30 protein-coding genes, 1 tRNA gene and 2 pseudogenes are annotated in these 18,888 nt (G+C 65.0%); 21 read left to right on the forward strand and 12 right to left on the reverse strand.

Translation table 11 applies throughout. From position 1 onward, the window contains the following. Positions 1 to 2: 2 nt before the first annotated feature. Positions 3 to 893 carry a hypothetical protein gene (locus M6G65_RS21975; protein WP_238199384.1) on the forward strand — a complete coding sequence of 297 codons (891 nt, stop codon included), beginning with the start codon at positions 3 to 5 and terminating at the stop codon, positions 891 to 893. A gap of 727 nt (positions 894 to 1,620) precedes the next feature. On the opposite strand, the pseudogene M6G65_RS21980 reads toward M6G65_RS21975, so the two are convergent. Beyond that, positions 1,621 to 1,746 (reverse strand): annotated as a pseudogene (locus tag M6G65_RS21980) (hypothetical protein); the annotation flags it as partial. Positions 1,747 to 1,993: 247 nt separating this feature from the next. Here M6G65_RS21980 and M6G65_RS21985 point away from each other — a divergent pair. Further along, positions 1,994 to 5,311 carry a bifunctional DNA primase/polymerase gene (locus M6G65_RS21985; RefSeq protein WP_250102888.1) on the forward strand — a complete coding sequence of 1,106 codons (3,318 nt, stop codon included), beginning with the start codon at positions 1,994 to 1,996 and terminating at the stop codon, positions 5,309 to 5,311. Between the two features lie 110 nt (positions 5,312 to 5,421). On the opposite strand, the gene M6G65_RS21990 is transcribed toward M6G65_RS21985, so the two are convergent. After that, positions 5,422 to 5,820: a DoxX family protein gene (locus tag M6G65_RS21990; protein ID WP_238199382.1), complete on the reverse strand. Its 399-nt coding sequence runs from the start codon at positions 5,818 to 5,820 to the stop codon at positions 5,422 to 5,424. A 43-nt stretch (positions 5,821 to 5,863) separates the two neighbouring features. Further along, complete coding sequence (locus M6G65_RS33545; RefSeq protein WP_283214906.1) at positions 5,864 to 5,995, reverse strand: hypothetical protein; 132 nt, start codon at positions 5,993 to 5,995, stop codon at positions 5,864 to 5,866. A gap of 366 nt (positions 5,996 to 6,361) precedes the next feature. Between M6G65_RS33545 and M6G65_RS21995 the strand changes: the two genes are divergently transcribed. Further along, the gene (locus M6G65_RS21995; protein WP_238199381.1) at positions 6,362 to 6,526 is read left to right on the forward strand and encodes a hypothetical protein; all 165 of its coding nucleotides are present in this window, start codon (positions 6,362 to 6,364) and stop codon (positions 6,524 to 6,526) included. A 3-nt stretch (positions 6,527 to 6,529) separates the two neighbouring features. Here M6G65_RS21995 and M6G65_RS22000 read toward each other — a convergent pair whose 3' ends face one another. Then, complete coding sequence (locus tag M6G65_RS22000) at positions 6,530 to 6,739, reverse strand: hypothetical protein (protein ID WP_238199380.1); 210 nt, start codon at positions 6,737 to 6,739, stop codon at positions 6,530 to 6,532. 539 nt (positions 6,740 to 7,278) lie between these two features. Between M6G65_RS22000 and M6G65_RS22005 the strand changes: the two genes are divergently transcribed. The 5 genes from M6G65_RS22005 to M6G65_RS22025 are packed head-to-tail and all read left to right on the forward strand — an operon-like array spanning position 7,279 to position 8,973. Further along, complete coding sequence (locus M6G65_RS22005) at positions 7,279 to 7,704, forward strand: hypothetical protein (RefSeq protein ID WP_250102889.1); 426 nt, start codon at positions 7,279 to 7,281, stop codon at positions 7,702 to 7,704. Next, positions 7,701 to 7,979: a hypothetical protein gene (locus tag M6G65_RS22010; protein WP_250102890.1), complete on the forward strand. Its 279-nt coding sequence runs from the start codon at positions 7,701 to 7,703 to the stop codon at positions 7,977 to 7,979. Before M6G65_RS22005 ends, M6G65_RS22010 begins: the two co-directional genes overlap by 4 nt. After that, the gene (locus tag M6G65_RS22015; RefSeq protein ID WP_238199376.1) at positions 7,964 to 8,161 is read left to right on the forward strand and encodes a hypothetical protein; all 198 of its coding nucleotides are present in this window, start codon (positions 7,964 to 7,966) and stop codon (positions 8,159 to 8,161) included. Before M6G65_RS22010 ends, M6G65_RS22015 begins: the two co-directional genes overlap by 16 nt. Then, positions 8,158 to 8,550: a hypothetical protein gene (locus M6G65_RS22020; protein WP_238199375.1), complete on the forward strand. Its 393-nt coding sequence runs from the start codon at positions 8,158 to 8,160 to the stop codon at positions 8,548 to 8,550. Before M6G65_RS22015 ends, M6G65_RS22020 begins: the two co-directional genes overlap by 4 nt. Before the next feature lie 45 nt (positions 8,551 to 8,595). Beyond that, the gene (locus M6G65_RS22025) at positions 8,596 to 8,973 is read left to right on the forward strand and encodes a hypothetical protein (protein WP_238199374.1); all 378 of its coding nucleotides are present in this window, start codon (positions 8,596 to 8,598) and stop codon (positions 8,971 to 8,973) included. Between the two features lie 14 nt (positions 8,974 to 8,987). On the opposite strand, the gene M6G65_RS22030 is transcribed toward M6G65_RS22025, so the two are convergent. Genes M6G65_RS22030 through M6G65_RS22040 form a run of 3 tightly spaced genes read right to left on the reverse strand, consistent with a single transcriptional unit; the run spans position 8,988 to position 10,602 of the window. Next, the gene (locus M6G65_RS22030; RefSeq protein WP_238199373.1) at positions 8,988 to 9,380 is read right to left on the reverse strand and encodes a DUF2513 domain-containing protein; all 393 of its coding nucleotides are present in this window, start codon (positions 9,378 to 9,380) and stop codon (positions 8,988 to 8,990) included. After that, a complete protein-coding gene (locus tag M6G65_RS22035) occupies positions 9,377 to 10,366 on the reverse strand; it encodes a site-specific integrase (RefSeq protein WP_238199372.1) in 990 nt (329 codons plus the stop codon). Before M6G65_RS22035 ends, M6G65_RS22030 begins: the two co-directional genes overlap by 4 nt. After that, positions 10,363 to 10,602, reverse strand: coding sequence for a hypothetical protein (locus M6G65_RS22040; RefSeq protein WP_238199371.1), 240 nt, complete (start codon positions 10,600 to 10,602; stop codon positions 10,363 to 10,365). The genes M6G65_RS22035 and M6G65_RS22040 overlap by 4 nt, the downstream gene beginning before the upstream one ends. Before the next feature lie 351 nt (positions 10,603 to 10,953). Here M6G65_RS22040 and M6G65_RS33550 point away from each other — a divergent pair, with 351 nt between their 5' ends. Then, the gene (locus M6G65_RS33550; protein WP_283214905.1) at positions 10,954 to 11,088 is read left to right on the forward strand and encodes a hypothetical protein; all 135 of its coding nucleotides are present in this window, start codon (positions 10,954 to 10,956) and stop codon (positions 11,086 to 11,088) included. A 56-nt stretch (positions 11,089 to 11,144) separates the two neighbouring features. Here M6G65_RS33550 and M6G65_RS22045 read toward each other — a convergent pair whose 3' ends face one another. Continuing rightward, positions 11,145 to 11,513 carry a response regulator gene (locus tag M6G65_RS22045; protein ID WP_238199370.1) on the reverse strand — a complete coding sequence of 123 codons (369 nt, stop codon included), beginning with the start codon at positions 11,511 to 11,513 and terminating at the stop codon, positions 11,145 to 11,147. 528 nt (positions 11,514 to 12,041) lie between these two features. Between M6G65_RS22045 and M6G65_RS22050 the strand changes: the two genes are divergently transcribed. Together M6G65_RS22050 and M6G65_RS22055 are read left to right on the forward strand one after the other, a co-directional pair. Next, positions 12,042 to 12,371, forward strand: a complete 330-nt coding sequence (locus M6G65_RS22050; protein ID WP_250102891.1) for a hypothetical protein — start codon at positions 12,042 to 12,044, stop codon at positions 12,369 to 12,371. A 3-nt stretch (positions 12,372 to 12,374) separates the two neighbouring features. After that, positions 12,375 to 12,608 (forward strand): hypothetical protein, encoded by a 234-nt coding sequence (locus M6G65_RS22055; RefSeq protein ID WP_238199367.1) that lies wholly within the window; start codon positions 12,375 to 12,377, stop codon positions 12,606 to 12,608. 48 nt (positions 12,609 to 12,656) lie between these two features. On the opposite strand, the gene M6G65_RS22060 is transcribed toward M6G65_RS22055, so the two are convergent. The 3 genes from M6G65_RS22060 to M6G65_RS22070 form a co-directional block, all read right to left on the reverse strand. Then, a tRNA-Ile gene (locus tag M6G65_RS22060) sits at positions 12,657 to 12,732 on the reverse strand. A 37-nt stretch (positions 12,733 to 12,769) separates the two neighbouring features. Then, entirely contained in the window at positions 12,770 to 13,009 is a 240-nt protein-coding gene (locus tag M6G65_RS22065) for a hypothetical protein (RefSeq protein WP_238199366.1), read from the reverse strand. 469 nt (positions 13,010 to 13,478) lie between these two features. Next, the gene (locus M6G65_RS22070; protein WP_250104331.1) at positions 13,479 to 13,682 is read right to left on the reverse strand and encodes a hypothetical protein; all 204 of its coding nucleotides are present in this window, start codon (positions 13,680 to 13,682) and stop codon (positions 13,479 to 13,481) included. Positions 13,683 to 13,776: 94 nt separating this feature from the next. Here M6G65_RS22070 and M6G65_RS22075 point away from each other — a divergent pair, with 94 nt between their 5' ends. Genes M6G65_RS22075 through M6G65_RS22095 form a run of 5 tightly spaced genes read left to right on the forward strand, consistent with a single transcriptional unit; the run spans position 13,777 to position 15,174 of the window. Further along, on the forward strand, positions 13,777 to 14,055 hold the full coding sequence (locus tag M6G65_RS22075) for a hypothetical protein (protein WP_238199410.1): 279 nt from the start codon (positions 13,777 to 13,779) through the stop codon (positions 14,053 to 14,055). Positions 14,056 to 14,061: 6 nt separating this feature from the next. Further along, complete coding sequence (locus tag M6G65_RS22080; RefSeq protein ID WP_238199408.1) at positions 14,062 to 14,358, forward strand: hypothetical protein; 297 nt, start codon at positions 14,062 to 14,064, stop codon at positions 14,356 to 14,358. 33 nt (positions 14,359 to 14,391) lie between these two features. Further along, entirely contained in the window at positions 14,392 to 14,547 is a 156-nt protein-coding gene (locus M6G65_RS22085; protein ID WP_250104332.1) for a hypothetical protein, read from the forward strand. A 3-nt stretch (positions 14,548 to 14,550) separates the two neighbouring features. Continuing rightward, positions 14,551 to 14,934 (forward strand): hypothetical protein, encoded by a 384-nt coding sequence (locus tag M6G65_RS22090; RefSeq protein ID WP_238199407.1) that lies wholly within the window; start codon positions 14,551 to 14,553, stop codon positions 14,932 to 14,934. 3 nt (positions 14,935 to 14,937) lie between these two features. Beyond that, the gene (locus tag M6G65_RS22095) at positions 14,938 to 15,174 is read left to right on the forward strand and encodes a hypothetical protein (RefSeq protein WP_238199406.1); all 237 of its coding nucleotides are present in this window, start codon (positions 14,938 to 14,940) and stop codon (positions 15,172 to 15,174) included. A 317-nt stretch (positions 15,175 to 15,491) separates the two neighbouring features. On the opposite strand, the pseudogene M6G65_RS22100 reads toward M6G65_RS22095, so the two are convergent. Continuing rightward, a pseudogene (locus M6G65_RS22100) lies at positions 15,492 to 16,166 on the reverse strand (glycoside hydrolase family 16 protein); the annotation flags it as partial. A gap of 1,471 nt (positions 16,167 to 17,637) precedes the next feature. Here M6G65_RS22100 and M6G65_RS22110 point away from each other — a divergent pair. From M6G65_RS22110 to M6G65_RS22130, 5 genes are all read left to right on the forward strand, one after another. Then, positions 17,638 to 17,841 (forward strand): hypothetical protein, encoded by a 204-nt coding sequence (locus M6G65_RS22110; protein WP_250102892.1) that lies wholly within the window; start codon positions 17,638 to 17,640, stop codon positions 17,839 to 17,841. A 4-nt stretch (positions 17,842 to 17,845) separates the two neighbouring features. Further along, entirely contained in the window at positions 17,846 to 18,046 is a 201-nt protein-coding gene (locus M6G65_RS22115) for a hypothetical protein (protein WP_250102893.1), read from the forward strand. A gap of 4 nt (positions 18,047 to 18,050) precedes the next feature. After that, complete coding sequence (locus tag M6G65_RS22120; RefSeq protein ID WP_238200403.1) at positions 18,051 to 18,239, forward strand: hypothetical protein; 189 nt, start codon at positions 18,051 to 18,053, stop codon at positions 18,237 to 18,239. Positions 18,240 to 18,248: 9 nt separating this feature from the next. Continuing rightward, positions 18,249 to 18,452, forward strand: coding sequence for a hypothetical protein (locus tag M6G65_RS22125; protein ID WP_238200331.1), 204 nt, complete (start codon positions 18,249 to 18,251; stop codon positions 18,450 to 18,452). Between the two features lie 178 nt (positions 18,453 to 18,630). Then, complete coding sequence (locus tag M6G65_RS22130) at positions 18,631 to 18,831, forward strand: hypothetical protein (RefSeq protein WP_250102894.1); 201 nt, start codon at positions 18,631 to 18,633, stop codon at positions 18,829 to 18,831. The last annotated feature ends 57 nt before the right edge of the window (positions 18,832 to 18,888 follow it).

Below are 18,888 nucleotides of genomic sequence, written 5' to 3' on the forward strand. Positions count from 1 at the left end.
CGATGCAGTCCTGGTCCCCCTCGCGCGCCCGCGCGGCCCGGTGCGGGCGTCTCGCGGCGGCGCTCGCGGCCTTGGTCACAACGGCGGCGGAGGCCGGGGACGCGCCCGTCTGGCCGGAGCCGAACGGGACTCTGGTCCTGGCGCGGCCCTTCGGCCGGTCGGACCTCAGCCTGCGCCTCGCGCGCCGCGTCGCCGGGGCGGTCGACAGCCTGACCTGGGACGGCGTCACCTTCATCGCCGACACGGAGGCGGAGGACGCCCTGCAGGCGCGCGTCACCGTCGGCCCGGACGCGGACGGCCGCGCGGCGAGCGAGGCCGGCAGTCCGGAGGACGGCGCGCCGGCTGCGCAGCGCCTGACCGGCCTGCGGTTCGGCCGGAGCTGGGCCGAGACCGAGACCCGCCTCGCCTGGACGCCGGCCGGGGCCAAGGCCGTGATCCTGCACAAGCGGGTCGGCCTCGGCCTGCCGGGTCTCGGCAACGCCGTCGAGGTGCAGGCGCGCTTCGACCTGCCCGAACCCGCCGACGCCGCGCGCTTCGAGGCACTCGCGGCCTCCGTGCCGGCGGAGTTCTCCGAAGCGTGGAGCTTCGACCGCGGCACGGGAACGGTCAGCCGGCTCGATCCCGCCGACGGCGATCAGCCGCGTCCCGTGATCCTGGCGATGCCCGAGGGCTCGCACGCCCTGGCCTTCTGGAGCCCGAACCCGCCCGAACAGGAGGCGGACGCGCCGCGTCCCGCCTTCGCGGTCCGGCGCGGCCCGGACACGACCCGGCTGAGCTGCGCCTTCGCGGTCGCGCACGCCGCGGCGGGCGCCCACGATTTCGCCTGCTACGCCCTGGTCGGAACCCTGGCGGATATCCGCGCCGCCCTCCGGAGCCTGACCGCGCCGGAGTGACGGGCCGTTGAGCACCGACGAACCGGTGGAGGCTCCGTCGGCGGCGGTTGTGGCGCCGACTGAGACCGGTTCCGGATGATGAGATCGGCCACGCCGTCCTTGCGAGCGGAGCGAAGCAATCCAGTTGGCGCCCGGATTTCAGATGTCGCGCTGCCCTGGGTCGCTTCGCTGCGCTCGCGATGACGCAGAGGAGCACCGCGACCGAAGCATCCAGACGGAACCCAGATGATACCGCGTCCGGCCGACAGCATCGATTGCTGGCGGTCGCGCTGTCATCACAGGTGATCGACCCGGGACAGCGCGGCCGACCGATCCGCCAATGACAGCAAGCGGCCATTGTTGCGCGACGGCGCCGTCAATCTGGGGATCCGATACCGGTATTGTGATCCCGTGACCCGTCCGCCACAGCGTGGCGTGAAAAACCGTGTATACAGGATGCAGTTCGTTCCAGAGACCACGAACCGACTTCCGGCGCGCCTCCGCGAGGCGCGCCGTATTGTTTTGGGGCCGCGCCGGCGCTGATCCCAGGCGTGAGCGCCCCGTCGGGCTCAGGCTTCCGCCGTCGTTCCGGGGCGCCGCAAGCGAGCCCGGACCCGGAGGGGCACGCCGGAGGCGGGCAACCCAGAACCGCTGGCGGTGCCCGAACGTGACGCCTCGGCGGGTCTGGATCCCGGGCTCCGCTGCGCGGCCCCGGGATGACAGCTCAAGCCGCGCGATCGGTCCCGGATCAGAGCCGCCGGATCCGGGGCTCCGCCCGCGTCTCCAGCATCAGGTGGGTGAGCGCCCAGACCAGGGCGTCGAGCCGGTCGGGTGAGGCCCCGCTCGACAGGCCGTCGGGGCCGAAATCGCACATTGCAGCCGAAATCGTATTTTTCCTGTTCAATCAGGCACTTGCGATTTTCAGCGCCCTCCCGGATTTCCGTGAATGGAACCAGAACGGGTTGTGGCATTGTAAAGCGCTGGCGGCTTCGAAGAAGGCTACCGGGGCATGGGCTTAGAGCGAGGCTACTGGCTGCCGGCCGGCCCTCGTGGTTTCCCCTCCCCCATCTTCAGGCGTCGTTGGCCTCACCCCGACGCAAGTCCGCGCGCAGCTCGCGCGGATGGGGTGGACGGGCGCGCTCCCGATCCATTCGCATGACGGCGGTCACTCCTCCCGCGGCAAGGCTCCCGGCATCAAGGGCTGGCAGCAGCGCGCCTTGTACGAAGGCCCGGAGACCACCGCCGAGGATCTGAAAGCCTGGGAGCGGAAAGAGCGCCAGTGGCCTGGGACCGGCATCGCCTGCGGGAACGTCGTCGCCATCGATGCGGATTTCGCGGCCGATGCCGCCCTGGCCGAGACTGTGACCGCGCTCGCCCTCGACGTGTTCGGCGAAACGCCGTTCATCCGACAGGGACAGGCCCCGAAAGTCGCCCTGATCTACCGGGCCGCGGAGGCGATGCCGAGCGTCCACTTGAAAGCCGCCGACGGCTCCAACGATGGACTCGACGTGCTGTGCCAGGGAACGCAGTTCGTCGCCTACGGCGTGCATCATAAGACCCTCAAACCCTACGCCTGGATTGGATCCAAAAGCCCTCTGACGGCTGGACCGGACGAGGCTCCCGAGATCACGCAGGCGCAGGTTGATGACTTCGTAGCGCGCGTGCGCGGCGTCGTTGAACTGAACGGCACCGGAGGCCGTAAGGGTCAGCGTGGCGCCGGCGGTGGAGCGCAGATCGTCCGCGGGCCTGACGGCCGCGTGACCGATGGCCGTGAGTACCACCTAACCCGCGTCGTCTACTCGACGGCGCTTGCCATGAAGGGCGAGAGCGAGGAGATCACCACCGCTTCGCTCGCGGCGCGCGCATGGGCCGCCTTCGTCGCCTCGACCGTGCTGGATGATGGCCGCTGGTCGCCGGAGATGGCCCGCGTCAAGGCCGCTGCCCTCCTCGACCGGGTACGCCGGGGCTTCGCCAGCCTCAACCCGGAGCCGCACGACAGCGGCGAGACCATCGCCGCGACCTACCCCGACACCCGCGTCTCTGTCGCCGAGGCCGAGACCGCGACCGCTGCTGTCGTGGCCGGGTTCTTCGGCGAGCATGTACCAGCCTGGAAAGCCGAGATGGCGCAGTGGAAGGTGGAGGCCGAGGAAGCGAAAGAGCGCGGCCAGGACGAGCCGAACAAGCCCGTTCCGACTTCGTGGGCAGCCCGCGTCGAGACCGCGATCGGAAAGACGGCTCTCGCCATCAAGGGCGCTGCACAGGCCGCCAAAGACGGCGCGAGCATCGTCTACGCCGCCCCAATGCATTCCCTACTGGCCGAGCTGGCCGAGCGGTTCGCGGCCGAAGGCGTGGAGGCGCGCGTCTATCGCGGATACACGTCGCCGGATCCAGACGCGCCGGACGTGATGATGTGCCTCGACATCCCGGCGATGCAGGACGCTCGCGACGCGGTGCGGCCGATCCCCTCGACGGTGTGCGAGCGCAAGGCGGACGGGCAGAAGCTCTACTGCCAGTTTCACCACCGCTGCGGGATGGAGCGCCAGCGCCAGGCCAAGGCCGCGGTCTGGCTCGTGCCGCATGCCTTGTTGTTTCAGGGCCGCCCCGGCGCGATCCCCGCCCCCGACGCCTTGGTGATCGGCGAGGGCGTGACCATGGGCGCCCTCCCCGACAAGCCGGCCCGCATGTCGCTCGATGCGATCCAGCGTGCACCCGTCGAGCCGAACGAGAGGGCCCCGCTGTTCACCAACGCCGCCAACGATCTCGAACTGGCTCGGTCGAACCTGCTCCGCGCCCTGCGCGACCACCACGACGACGGCCCGCTACAGCGTGAGATCCTGATCCGGCATGGCCTCACCGCCACCGCGGCCGCCGAGGCCTACAAGATGGAATGGGGCCGCCTGCGGGATCCCGGCATCAGCCCCGGCATGGACGCCAAGGCCCGCAAGGCGTGCGCAGCGATCGTCGGCCACCATAATCAGGACGCCAAGGGGCTCGCCGGCATCTGGAACGAGCTGCGAGCTTTCCTCGCCGGCCACGCCGAGGAGTCCGGTCGCCTGTCCATCCGCTACGACGAGGAGACCGAGAGCCGCGTGGTGGAGCGGCGGTCGCTCGATACGGTGCGCGCCAGTTGGGCCGCCCCCGCCCTGCTCCTCGATGCCACGCTACCTGATGCCTCGCTCCTCGAGCCCGTAGTCGGGCACCGCGTCGAGGTGAAAGCCGACATCACCGCCAAGTGGAGCCCGCACGTGAAGGTCCGTCAGATCCTCGCGGCGCCCGTCACGGCGCGCAAGCTCGGCATCATCGGATCGGACGAGGAGGCGGACCCGGATGCCGCGGGCTCGCCGAAGCGGGTCATCACCGACCTGCTGCGCCTGATCCGTCTGCGTGCCGCGCTGGTGTGGCCGCGGGTCGTCGTTGTCATCGGCCCGATGCGGCTCGTGGAGGTGCTGACCGATGCGGGCCTCCCGGAGAACGTCGAGACCGCGCACTTCGGCGCCGTGGCTGGGATCGATCGTTGGTCGAAGGCCGCCGGCCTGATCTGTGTCGGCCGCCTACAGCCAGGCCCCGGCATCGTCGAACCGCTGGCCGGCATCATCACCGGCACGGTGCCCCACGCCATCCCGCCGAACCCCAAGGGCGGTGGGCGCTGGTATCCGCGGGTTGCCGGTGCCGTGCGCCTCGCCTCCGGTCAGGGCGTGCGCGTTGAGCGCGGCCAGCATCCCGACAGCATGGTCGAAGCCCTGCGCTGGCAGATCACCGAAGCCGGACTGATCCAGGCCATCGGCCGCCTGCGCGCCCTGCGCCGCGGCCCAGCGGCGCCGGCCTTCCTCGACATCATCAACGACGTGCCGCTGCCCATAAGCGTGGATGCGACGCCGGCATGGGATGAAGCGAAACCTGGCGCGTGGGCCGAGATGGCGGTCGAAGGCGTCCTGCTAGAGAGCGCGGCCGACATCATGGCCTGTTTCCCCGAGGCCGCGCCAACGCGGCAGGCGGCCCGGGAGATGAGCCTCCCGACGGTGGTTGTAACGTCTATAAGGGATATATCTATAGACGTTACAACCAGCGTCAGACGCGCCTCGTACAAGCGCCTCGGACGGTTCCCGCAGGCCTCTGCCGTCCTGCTGCCGAACGCTCCTGCCGACCTGAAATCTTGGCTGTCCGACCGCCTCGGTGCGATTGAGTGGATCAAGATTGAGGACTCGGCGCCAGATAAGGAAGCTGCTCCGCAGCCTGCGCCCGCTTCCGCGCCCCGCTGGCCCCGCTGCGCCGATCTCGCCCCCGACTTGGCTGCCGCCTACCGCCTAGTAGCCGACGTGCCCGCGACCGCACCTAAGCCGCTCGTCCCCGTCATTCCTGAGATCATCCGCTGGCGGCCGCCGCCACCCCTGCGTCGCCGTCCGCATCTTCGTGTGGTCGCTCTGGAGGCCGCCGAATGATTGCCCCCGCCGACCAGTGGGGCCCGCTCGCCCCAGGTATCGAGGCCACCGAGTGCATCGCGGTCCTACTTCGGCACGCCCAGTCTCACCCACAGGCGCGAAGTGCCGTGTCAGACCCGCTGCACCTCCGTCTCGGTACTCGACGGCAGAAGCTCAGCTCGACGGGCGTAGGCGATGCCACTCAGAAGGATCAGGAGCACGAAGGCAGGGAGCGGCATCAGGATCGGGTCGCCGGCAAGCAGGTGGCTGCCGACTGCACCGATCATCAGAACGGCGAGCAGGCCCGCACCGAGGGCGACGCATCCGCGGGCCCAGAGCAGCACCGCGCCCAGCAGCTGCAGGGCGCCGACCACGTACATGAACCACAGCGGGTAGCCGAAGCGGGCGAAGCCGGCGGCCTCGAACGGCACGGCGGCGAACTTCATGCCGGCCGCCACCAGGAACACCGCCGTCAGCAGCCCGCGCAGCACCACGCTGGCGACACGTCGCCGGTCCGAAATCCGAGCCATCGCTATCTCTTCGTCGTTGTCAGTGCGGATCATGCTCAGTGGCTCACACGAAGTGCGCCGGCAGTGCCGCAGTCTGCGCGACCTGCAGGAGGGCGAGCGCCAAGCCTGACATCATCGACCAAGCCACGATGTGGTCGGTCACGGTCATGCCCTGAGTCATCATCTTGGTGGCCACCGCTCGTCCCCTCGTTCGTGCAGCCGTGGATCAGCTGTCTTGGAACGACCGTATGGCTAAGCTGGATTGCATCCTCATTGCTTCGATTGTTGCGTCGAAGGTTGAAGGCCGGAAGAACCGCCCATAGCGTCCTCCCAGCCTGTCTTGATCAGGCGAAATGAGCAGGCAGGCTCAGCGCTTGCGCGTAGGCCAACAGTGCAACGGCGCCGGCAATCAGGGTAGCGGCTATGGTGATGCGGTTCGTCCAGGTCATCGTCGGCTCCATCGGGTTCGCGACTGTCGTCGCGGTGTGACCCTGATGTATGCTCAAGCTTTTAGGCTCGGCGTGTCCTGAAGCACCTCTGTAGACGGAGCCCATTGAGGATCGTGACCGCTGCAATCGCCTTCATGGCCTGTGCCGCTGTCCGGGCGCAAATCGCCTACCGCCGCCGCTTGGATGGGCCGCTCGTCGCCAAGCTGTACGTCAACAGCGCCATTCGGCTCGGTCTGATGGCGATTGCGTGCTTCGTCGTCGCGAAGATGCTGACCTGACGCTCAGACCTCGGTCTCGCGCTTCACGATCGCATCCTCGTCGGTGCCCTTTTGCGTCAAGCCGACATCTGGGCCGTCCAGCGGGTCTGAGGGTGCCTTGGGACTGATCGGACGAATGGACTGCTGCTCAGCACCGACCCGGGCCCAGCGCTCCGCATCGTACTCGGTGTCAGCGAGGTCTTGGGTATTCTCGGTCAACTGTTTGTTGGACATCGGCGCTCTCCGTGTCTGAGAACAACCCGGCGGGTGGTGACTGGATCAGTCGATCAGCCGCATGGTGAAGCGGGCGCCATCGCCGTCCACTGGGAAGACACCTCGGAGTTCGGCTTCTCTACCTGGGATCTGGAGGCAGACGATGTGCGTCCAGTCGCCCTTCCGGTACCGATCAAAATCTGAGGGCACACCGACTGCGAACAAGGAAGGCTCCACGATCATCGAGCGCATGGTGGATCCGTCTGCCCCGGACCGTGTGCTGTACTCTGCCTGAAGGAATGCGACGGCACTGCACCTCAGGGTGATAGAAGGGGTGTCTCCACGACCAACGAACCGTCCCTCAAGGCGGATGGTGTTTTCGTCCTGTGGGCTCATTACCCCTCCGGTTCTGAGCACATGCATCGGTCCGGCGCTCAGTACTCAATGCATAGCGCGCCGCTTCGCAACCATCAGCGATCCTACTGCAGAGCAGTTGACCTGTTCTCAACCTGTATTTTCAGGCTCACCACCATAGCTTAAGGTAATGAAGGTGCTGCGGTATGATAGGCAATGTCAAACAGCGGAAAATTCGGAGCGGGTCGATCTGGCAACCCGGCCGGCAGGCCAAGGGCGCCCGCAACCACACTACGCGCGCCGTCGAAGCGCTGCTGGACGGTGAGGCTGCGGCGCTGACCCGCAAGGCAATAGAATTGGCGCTGGACGGTGATGGCCCGGCCTTGCGCCTCTGCCTGGACCGGCTTCTGCCGCCCCGGAAGGATCGGCCGGTCACCTTCGCTCTGCCGCCCATCGTGACCACCGACGACCTGCCGAAGGCGACCGGCGCCATCGTGGCGGCGGTGGCTGCGGGCGAACTGACGCCGGCCGAGGCGGCCGAGATCAGCAAGACCCTTGATGTGCATGTGCGGGCGATCGAGGCGACCGAGCTTCACCGACGGATGGCGGCGCTGGAGGCGCGGGGAACATGAGGCTGAAAGCTCTGGAAGCCCGCCTTGTCCGCCTGGAGACGAGGCACGGTCCCGGGCGGTTCGACCACCTGTCTTGCGAGCAGGCCGAGCAATTCCTGTTCGAGCGTCTGCACCGTCTGGCAACGGCTGCTGGCGGCATCGGCGAGCTGATGGCCGAGTGGAACGCTGCCACTGACCCGGAGGAACAGACCCGCATCGCGCAGATCAGGTCTCACGAGCGCGATGTCCGTGCGAGCTACCTGGAGATGGAGGCCCGGCTGTGTCCACGACCCTGAAGGCCCGCATGGTGCGGCTGGAGAAGTTGTATCCCGACCTTAAACCCGGCCCTGAGCGCATGACCGATAAAGAGTTGGACGGCGTGATCGGCGTCCTGCAGCAGCTCGAAGCCGGCGAGATCGTTGACGCAGCGCGGCTGGATTGGGCGACGGCCGTCATGCACCGCGAGGGGATGCTTTGAAGCACACCGAACTTACCGCCGGGGAAGGTGCCGACCTGTTGCTCAAGGCCGAAGCTGCTCGGCAGGAGCACGCGGCCTTGCAAGCGTACCTGCAGCGCGGCCGTGCCTTCAAAGACCTGAGCGACGAGGACCTGAGGGAGCGGTGGGTCGAGACCTGCCAGGAATGGGCGAGGAAGGGCCTGTACGACCGACCTGTGGCCCACGACGACGCGGATGCCGAGTTGAAGCTGCGGGGATTGCCGGCGCCCTACGACAGGGTGCAGGACGAGATGAACGCCCTCCGCGCCGAGGCGGACGCGAGGCTCAAGCTGGCGACTCCTGAGGAGCACCGGAGAATGGGCGAGCAGTTGGTGACCCGCTACGCCGACCAACGGGACCAGGAGAACTAGCAATCAGTACTGGCCTGAATGCGCAACTCGGAAAGGTCGCCGTACATGGCAAACAAGACCACCAAAGCAGAAATGGTCGTCAAGAATTCCATCACATCAGGAAAGCTGGACGATCTGAAGTCCTATCTTGAACGCGGACGGCGGTATGGAGACCTGAGTGACGCAGAACTGGAAGAGCTTTGGATTGATGGTGTCAAGGTATGGAGTGATGGGCCTTTCCGGCCGTCGATCAACTTGAACGATTGCGATGCGGAGTACGCGCTGCGCGGAATAACGCCGCCCTTCGATCTTGTGGCCGCCGACATCGACAAGGCCACCGTGGCAATCACCGCCAGGGTAGAGGCGATGCCCGACGATAAGCGATACGAGGCGAACGCGGCCATGATCGCGGATTACGAGAGGGTCAGCAGGAGTCCGAATTGACCGGACGAGGCCGGCTACAGGTCCAGCCCCAGCCGCTCCTTGGCGACGTGTTTCAGGTAGGCGGTCCCGAGATCCTTGAGCAGGCCGAAGGTCCAGCCGCCCATCTTGGAAGCACCCTCCTTGGTCCGCTTCCACACTTCGGGATCGCGCACTGTGTCGAGGAAATCGCGACCATCCCAACTGAGGCCCATGGTCATGACGCCTGTGCCGGCAGGCTGGCTTCTGCAGAGTTCTATCAGACCGCCATCAGCCAGCATCTTGAGGTGATGGTTGACCATTTCGGGTTCCCATCCTGGGAGTCTCATATCGTCGTTCCAGCCTTCAAGGAGGTAGTTCGTTCCTGGGCGCCCTAGCAGGCCCTCGATGTGGAGGAGGAGGTCTCGCACGAGGTCCATGTCTCGCTTCATAGAAACCCGCTCCCTGAGTGTCCTTTGAAGGCATTGGCGCGGCGGATGTAGCCGACCACTGTGCGCGGATCCCGGTGCCCAGACTGGTCCATGATGCGGGCGAGATCGGCGCCGCGCTCGGCTGCCGTCGTGATGTAGCCGGCCCGCAGGGAGTGCGCCCCGAACGTCGATGCATCGAGGCCAGCAGCGGTGCAGTACCGCTTGATGATGTCGGCCACGGCCTGCGTTGTGAGACGGGGGGCGATACCCTGCGCAGAACTGCGTATCCTCCCCGATCTTGAGACCGGGCGAAACACAGGACCAGAGACGATGCCCGCTGCGTCGAGCCATTCGCGCACCAAGGAGACGGGCCGAATGAACCGGCCATGTGGGATGGCTTTCTCGAACCCCCTGCCCTCCTGGTCCACCTTTGAGCGGCGAACCATGACGCGCAGGCCTTCGGGATCTTCGCGCAGGTCCTCCAGGTCGAGCGCCACCAATTCGGATCGACGGAACGCCCCCGCGAAGCCGAGAGCGAGCAAGGCCCGATCGCGCTTGCCTGTAAGGGTGTCGGGCGTCCGCATCAGGAGGGTCGCCAGGATCTCAGCCGTCGCGGCCGCCTTCTGTGTCGGGGCGACGCCCACCTTGCGCCGAGCGCCCTTCATGGTAACCCGCACGCCTTCATCATCGGTCGGGTCTGCAGCGCCGGCCAGCTTGTGTGCGTAGCGGATCGCGGCTAGCCGACGGCCGAGCGTCGAGGCGGCCCGCCCCTCCTCCGCTTCCGAGACGATAAACCCCGACACTGCCTCCGGGCTCGCCGGCAGGGACCGGAAGCCGAACCGGGCACACCAGTCCTGAAACACAAGAGCGTCAGACCTGTAGGCGCGCAAGGTCGCATCGGCCTTCGAGGCGCGCTGGTATGCCCTGACGATTGCAGCCGCCTCTGCGGGCAGGGTCTCATCAGATCTGGCTGCAGCCTCGGCTGGCAGATCGACGGGTCCGCTCATCGATACGGGCCAAATCCCTCGCGGCGCCTGACATCCCGACCGAACTTTACGGCCAGCATGTCCTCCCATCCGATCGGGATCCGCTCCTCCGATCCGCGAGCCAAGGTATCGACGGCATCAACGACCTTGCGCCAGTGACCTTCGGGCATGTTTTTGAAATCGGACCCGAGCCGGTTGCGGCTTGCGACCCGATGGGCAGCCTGCACGAACCAGTCGGGCAACTCGGTCTCGCCCATTGCAAACTTTCGAGAATAACGTTTATCGCAAGTTACAGGGTCCTAGAGTCGTCTGCAATTGGGCCTCGCATCAATCCGCAGCCGCGCCGCGCCCAGGCGAAAGGCAGGCTCAAAATGCGCGCATGCCTCAGTCCGCCAAGTCCGCCGCAGCAGGCTTCGACTTGCGATACTTCCGACGCCGGCCCCCTGCTCTGCGACATCGTGCAGAACCATGGGCGGCAGATGGCGAAGGCTGATGGCAGCTAGCGAAATCAGGCTTTGGCCGAGAAAATGCATAATACTTTTGGCCGCTGCAACTTTTGTTAGTGCTCAACCCCAAGTTGTTGAGGCACAAGGAGTCTGGCCGGAGACATGACCATGCCGGATGAGGTCGCTGCTGCTGATGCTATCGACACCGTCCCGGACGAGCAGTCACTGCTGCTCCTATTTGGGCTAGTGAGTATCGAGTTCGTAGCCCTGCTCGGCTTGCTGGTCTGGATGAGGTGATCGGGGCGGCAGAGGCGGATCAGGCTCGCCAGCTGCCCCGAAGGTGCTCTCTCGGCTCAGTGCAATCGCAGAACCTGTAGCGCCTCTCGCACCATCCGCATCGCGCACGGCTTGCTGATGAAGTGAGCCTCCTCTGGCAGCAACGCAGCTTCGTGAGGTTCGCAACCAGAGCAGACGATGATGCGGGTCTCAGGCCAACGCGCACGGACGGTATGCGCCAAGTCGCAGCCGTCCATCACGCCGGGCATGTTGACGTCGGTGTAGAGCAGGGCGACGCCTTCATGCGCCTCAAGATGCTGAAGCGCGCCGTGAGCATGCTCAGCCTCAAGCACCTCGAACCCGAGGGCAGATAGCATGTCAGCTGCGGCCCTGCGGACGATCTCTTCATCTTCGGCGAGAACAGCGAGGCGGCGTGATCCTGACATGCATCAGAAAATGCGCACTTCCGTCGCGCGTTTCAGCTTGGCTGTAAATTCTTGACTCTGCAGGAGGGGTCTGCCGCGTGCCGACCATTTGAAGGCGTATTGCGTTCAAGGTTGGATGGCTGTGTTCCACCTCGAATGCTCCATCCATCGGAAGTGCGCTAGCGGTATCTCAGTGGTCAGCGAGCAGATCATCGCCCCGACGGAGGTCGATGCGATAGCTGACGCCGACACTTGGTTCACTCGGGTGCTCGCCGGCCGATCAGGGATCGCGACCCTGAGAGACGATACTGGCCGGATACTCTGGACCAAGCGGCGAACGGAACACGTCACGGCATAGTGGTCGCGCCTACGCGATGGTGGCCCCCAGCGGGCAGGCGTGACGAGGGCTGGAAATGGCGCAAGCGCAATCAGCCGCGGTTTCGGGTTTCTCGCATTTTCTTGTTGACCCGTTACAGGACCGGCACGCTGCCGATTGACTCACTGATCCGTAACTTGTCCCCCTGACGATCAGGGCGATATGATCCCTCCATGGGCACCGTCGCCGAAATGAGCACCGGCAGATCATCTGGGCCGTGGAAAATCGTGGTGCATTTCGAACGCCGCGAGGGCGGCGGCCTGCGCGCTTGGTGCGATGAGATCCCCGGGTTCGTGCTTTCTCACGCGGACGTCGAGGCTGTCCTGTCGGACGTCCAGCCGGCGCTTGAGGGGTTGCTGACCTATCAGCTCGGTCAGCGGATCATCACGACACCGTTGGCCGACATACGCGCCGAACTTGAGCGCGTGGGCGTCATCGACTCCGTCACACCGGGCTTCATCCCTGAGCAAGTTGAATACGTCGCGCAGCGAGTAGCGGCGTAGTCCGTGCTCGTCAGGTTCCTGCCGCGACACCAGTGGGAGGAAAAGCTTCGGCGGCTTGGCTTTCGCCCCGCCGAAGGGCTGACGCACCTCAACACCGCGGAGTGGTGGATCGGCCCACGCGGGCCGTTCACGATCCCTGTTGAGAAAGACGGCTCGTGCGATTTTTGGCGCATTCAGCGACTGTGCGGCTGGCACCAGATCGCCTTGGCTGATTTCGACTGGGACGACGACCTCTAATCTTCCTAACCCCCGTCCCCAGCACCTCCTCCACGAGGCGGAGGAACCTGGTGGGCCCGGCAGGACTCGAACCTGCAACCAGACCGTTATGAGCGGCCGGTTCTAACCATTGAGCTACAGCCCCCCCGAAGGACGGAAACATTGCGCCTCAGAGGCGGCACTCAGCTGCCATCCTCGATAATCGCCTCACCGAGCCAATTGACGACGGCCAGAAGCGTATCAAACCGGTGCGCTTCCTGCGTGAACGGCGATGGTAGGGGCGGAGCGGCGCTCAGCAGCTCCGCATACCAACCTCGAACGAAGCCGCTCTCAGCTTCCTCGCGCACTACACTGCCAACGATGGCCGCACCAAGAAGCAGATCGTAGCTGCCGGGTGCCAAGCGGTGCAGAGTGTAGGGCATCGGAGTTTTTGCGAGAGTAGTGGCCAGTGCAGGACCGCCCCGCCCTCAGTGCCATTCCTACGACGTAGAGATGGCTACCAGCCTTCGACGAAAACAATAGCCACTACTGTGATCGCGATAAGGGCAGCTCCGCAAACGATGAGCGGCGCATTCTCGATGCCAATCGTATCGAGTACAACCACCGCCACGAAGGCCACGAAGAGGCCGCCAAGCCCCGTCGCAAGCCTGGGTCTGCTCACCTCAGAGAACCCTTCGCCTTCAGGTGCTCGGCAAGGAGCTTCACGGGCAGCCTCCTGGCAGGCAGCCGTAGGGACCGGCTAAGCCACAATCAGAGTGCCCACAATCGCTGGTCGGATCAACGCCAGCGGAGTCGCGGCTACGGCGCGGCCGTGAGTGTGCGAGCCGGGCGAGCCGTGATGATAGGGCCGCCCGGCCGGTGCCCAATTAGGTGCGCGTGATAGCCAAGCCGCTACCAAAAATGCATCAGCATCTCTAAGAGCTTATTCGCCGAACCTACAGCTTCGGGATGTTTTTCTGCATACTGAACAATCTTCTTTTCTGCAGATAGAGCGGCCGCTCTTGCCTTTGGAGATGCGACATAAGTTTGAAATGAATTATTTCTATCCGTGCTGACCGGAACATTCGGGCTACCTGCTCCAAGGATGGATGTCATCGATGGATGAGGTGTGCTTGTTGAACTGACAACGTTGGTTGGACTGCTGGTCGCAGTTTGAGCTGTACCGGCTACACCAGTGGCCGAGGGATGGATGGAATTTGCCGGATTAGAAGCCGACGTGCCCTGGGTGTTCGTCACACTGCTGGCTGTGTTGCTTGAACTGGTCGTAGTTGCAGTTACAGGCGGAGTACTGCTCGGCACGCTAGAGATGCCGGCCGGGCTGACCGCGCCGGCGGCGGCTTGTGGCACCATACCTGCTGTGTTTGCGGGATCTGTGGCCACCCCACTCGAGCTGCTGGCGGGGCTGACCGTAGAAGGAGCCGGCGAGTTTGACGGGTTAGCCGTGACCGTTGGGGCGGATGCCACATGAGGCATCGTGCTCGACGGGTCGGAAGCCGAATTGGTCGGATTAGTGGTCGCGGCGGATGATCCGCCGGTCGATGATCCAGTCGAGCCCGCGATGTTTGCAGGAGGCGAACTGGGGGAACTGGCTGAGGTGCCACTTGAACTGCTTGGCACCGTGGAGCCCGCCGTCGAGCCCGCTGTGCTCGAACTCGCGGCCGCAGTGTTGGCCATGCCGTTCGAGGGAGCGGCCGAGCCGTTGGCCGGGTTGCTCATCGAACTGGAGGCGGCGGGCTGCGCGGTGCCTGTCGAGTTTACGGTCGCAGGATGAGCCACGCTGGTCGCACTCGTGGAGGTCCCGGTCGTGCTGGTGATCGGCTCAGCCGTGCGGGAGGTGGCGCCTGCTGCGCTCGCTGTACTGGTGGTTGGCGGATGGACTGTGCTCGTTGTGCTGGCGACCGAGCCCGTCCCGCTGGTCGTGCCAGAGGACGTTCCGGACGAGCCGCTGGTCACTGGATGAGCGGTGCTGGCCGCGCTCGCGGCTGAGCCGGCTGTGCTCGTCGGGCCCGCGGCCGTTCCAGTTGCGCCGGTCGAGGCTGCGGTTGCCGGATGGACGCCGCTCGTTGTCCCACTCGTCGAGTTGCCCGAGCTGGTGCTTGTCCCGGTCGTGCTTGTGGCCGCTGCGGCTGTGCTTGAGGTGGAGCCAGTGACGCTGGTCGAGCCTGCCGAAGTGGCGCCTGCGCCTGCCGAGTTGGTGGTCGTGCTCGTCGTACCTCCAGTCACGCCCGCAGTCGTTCCACTCGTGCTTGTCGAGGCTGCAGCTGCTGGATGGGATGTGCTCGCCGTACCTGCAGCCGAGCCGGTTGCCCCGGCGGCTGCTCCCGCCGCGCTGGTGGTTACCGGATGAGCGGTGCTTGTCGTGCTGGTCGTTGTGCCTGACGAGGTGCTCGCGCCCGTAGTCGTACTGGTGGTTGAGCCGGTAATGCCGGAGGTTCCGGTGGTCGAGCCAGGTGTGCTCGTTGTGCCAGCGGTCGATCCAGTCGTCGCTGGATGGGACGTACTCGCTGTTCCAGTCGTTGAGCTGCCTGTGCTGGTCGAACCTGATGTCGAGCCAGTGGCGTTGGTCGAGCCAGTAGCCGCGGTATGAGCCACGCTTGTGGTGCTGCCAGTCGGAGTAGTCGTGCTTGTTGAGCCTGTGTTGCCCGTAGAGTGGGCCGTGCTCGTCGAACTCGTTGGCGTTGTGGTCGAGCTGGTGGTTGCTGAATGAGCTGTGCTCGTCGTGCCGGTCGTCGAGCCAGCTGTACTCGTCGGCGACTTGGCCGTCGCTCCGTACAAGCCCGGATCATGTCCATCCGGGGCGGAAACCTTGCCCTGCGTTACAGCAACGGCGTTCGGATCTTTGGAGTAGGCACGGATGTAGTCGATATGCGACGTGATTGAGCTGCCGGAAGCACCATCTTGCGTTGCCAAATTGGCCATCAAGTACATCGGACTGTGCATGTCCGACGGCGTGGCCTGTGACCCGGTGAGTTGACCGTCAACGTAGAAGCTTAGCTTATCTGCCTGCCAATTCACACCGTAGGTATGGTAGCCCGACGGGTTTGTGGTCTCGCTATAGACTTGACGATTGGCCTGCCACGGCACGCCGGCTGGTTGCGGATCCGTTGTGTGGATCGTGCTGTAGACGCCCTTGTCGTTGTTCCCGTAATGCTCAACGATATCGAGTTCCTGCCAACCACTCCCGCCAGCCGGAGCCGGTGTTTGCTTGTTCGGCTCCATCCAGAACGCATCCCACGAACCAGCTTGGTTCGAGAGGTCGGCACGCATTTCGAAGTAACCATAGGTCTGGGAGAAATTGCCTTCCGTGGTGATCAGGCCCGACTCCCAGCTTCCGGGGTATCCTGACGAGGTTCGATCAGGCACAGCCGTAATCGATAGCGCGCCGTTCTGGACGCTGAACGGGTCGTAGCCGGAGGCCGGGTCGACGAAGGAGGACTTGCCGAAGCCGATGTCGGAATTGGCGTCAAAGCGCCACTCCGGGCGGATATCGGCATATGTAGTTCCGGCGCCGGTCTGTGAGATGCTGCGCGTATTGAACTCGTCGTCGAAGGTTAGCTTGTAACCCGTCAGATCGACCATGAATGTATTCCCCAGCCCAAGGGCAAGATGCGGTGATTTTGCCGCGTTATAAGATATCTTGCCTGTGTCGTTCAGCCTGTCGAATGCGATAGGCCGGCGTATTAGATGTGTTTTCCTATTATTAACACTGCGGAAACCCTACTTAGGTAGTTGTGTTACTGTCAAGCTTCTGCTTCTAGGCCGCCGATGCGTGCGAATGCCGCGCCGAGCCTGGCTGATCACACGCGGGCAGGGCCGCTGCTGTTCATCACGGCTGGGGTTCTGAGTACGCCACGCACCACGCGGACTGATGCGACATGGACGGGACAGGGGTGCCGCCATAGCTCTCCGCCATGGCCAAAGAGATCCCCCGCGTCGGCGACCTGCACCGCAAGTCCGAGGTGTCGGACGATGAGATCGCGGCGGCCGCTGCCGCCTACATGGAGGGGCAGGACTAGCCCGTCCCACGATGGGGCATTTTCATCATCTCAATTCTGATGCAGAAGCGGCGAGCGCGAGAGCATCTTTGGAACGAAATGCACCTGACGCGCACTGGGTGTACCGGCAGCGGCCGACGCTTCGGGCGCAGCTGCAAAATGGTGTCCCGGGGGGCGCCATAGCTCCAGGGACGGAATTTGATGCGTTGGCAAGTGATCAAGCGCTTCAGCGCAGGTCTGATCGCAGTAGGTATGACACCAGCCTATGCCGACGTGAAAGTCGAGGATGCTAAGATCACGGGCGGTTACCTGTGGGTTCTCGGGTACGCCGACGAGCCAAACAGTGAAATCACTCTCGACGGCAAATTTCCTCAGCGTACTGACGCCCGAGGCTATTTCGAATTTCGAGTGGTCTATCACCCAGCCACATGCATCGCGACGCTTCGGACACCCAAACAGTCGCACGACCTAGTGGTGAGCGGCTGCGGCCAGCTAGGGCCACAGGCTCCGGGGCTTGCAGGTCCGGCAGGGCCGCCCGGACCACGCGGCGAAGCAGGAGCGAGGGGTGAAGCAGGCCCAAAAGGTGAGGTTGGTGCGATGGGCCCGCCCGGTCCTTATGGAATGACCGGTCCCGTCGGTGCACAGGGCGAGCCTGGACCAGCAGGTCCCCAGGGGCCAGCCGGTATGGCCGGAGCAGTTGGCCCAGCCGGGCCGCCCGGACCACGAGGGCCCCAAGGGCCTCCTGGTCCGATAGGAAAGGTGGGGCCGCCCAGCACCTCACCCGCGGCAAAATCTCCGTCAGCGACGAGTTCGGTGAACAAGCGGGCAACGGCGCGTTCGCGCTCCGAGCCGGAGGCTCCCCTCGCGGTTCCCGATGAGCCTGAGCCTGGGGCAGGAGCCGCGGTTGAGGATCGCTACTGAACAAACGGCGCAAGGCTGGCGCACACCCTGGCTCTCAGAGATTTCGAAGCCGCCTACTCTGACCGTGACGCCATGTACGCAATGGTCGCCGCCGGCGCCGCTCTGCTGCTGCCGAGCGCTCAACAGATGATGAGATGAGCGACAATCCCGAGACCCTATACGAGCGCGCCGCGATCCAGCACATGATGCGGCGGTTGGACGGCTTCGCGCGCGGGCTAGGCCTGGACGAGGCGGCCACGCGGCAGGTTGTCGAGAGCGTTGTCTTCGACATGCCGGAACAGGACGCTGGCGAGCGCTTGGTCGAGGCGCGCGCCCGCATGATCCTCGCGACGGTGTAGTGCCGTGAGCGATACGGCAGATCCCCGCCACGAGATCGTTGTCGCTCGGCTGATGCGGCAGCTCGACAGGTTCGCGCACGACCTCGGTGTCGGCGAGTTCGACGTCCGCCTGATCGCGCAGCGAGTGATCGCTGACATGCCGCTGATGCCGGATGAGGACCGCTTGGCCAGAGCCCGCAACTGGCTGCTGGTCGCGTCGGCATAGCAGCATGAGCAACGAAGCCGATCCGGTCCTTGAGGCCGTCGCAGCTCTCCGCGCGCTGGGCTACACCGTTGTGCCCGACGAGGATTTCGAACGCTGGCAAGTGGACGGCGGAGAGTGGATCACGCTCGGCGATTTGCTGGCGCTGGCCTTGCGACTCGGGCTCATGGACTCGACGACGACCAAGCTGCAGTAGGCCGCGACCATGGCAGATGAAGAACGCGACCCTCCCGGCGAAGCCACCGTCGCCGGTCTGACGCGCCGCCTGCACGGCTATGCGCAGGGGCTGGGCCTTGATGACCGCGCGGTCCGCCGGATCGTGGAGGCTGTCATCGCCGCCATGCCGGATGCCGAAGACGTCGACCAGTTGGCGGTTGCCCGGAACTGGATGCTTCAAGCGGCGCGCTGACCATGCCCTCCGAACCGAAGGCCCCGGTCCGCGGCCGGCACCTCGAAGCTCTGCGCGCCTGCGCCGCCAACCCCGGCGCGCTGCGCCAGGACGGCTATCCAGCCTGTGAGCAAGCTTAACTGTTCGTTAACTATGCTCGTTAATTGATTGTAAAGGATTTCACGTCGGTCGAACGGATATGCTGGATACGGTGGTTTGGGCCGCGATCTTTGTGGCGATCTCCTGCGGCATCCTGCTGATCTGCATCGATCTGCTGGAGGAGTGGGAGCATCCGGTTGTGGGCACCAGAGATGCGCCACATGAGAGCCCGACCGTTCAGCTGAGGCGATTGGCTCAGCAACTTGAACGGACGCAGCCGAGGCGCAGTCACGTAGGCTGACGTGGGATGGCGAGGATCTGCTGCCACGCAAGCTAAGCCCCCGTCGCCCGATCTGAT

The sequence above is a fragment of the Methylobacterium tardum genome, from assembly GCF_023546765.1.
Lineage (GTDB): Bacteria > Pseudomonadota > Alphaproteobacteria > Rhizobiales > Beijerinckiaceae > Methylobacterium > Methylobacterium tardum.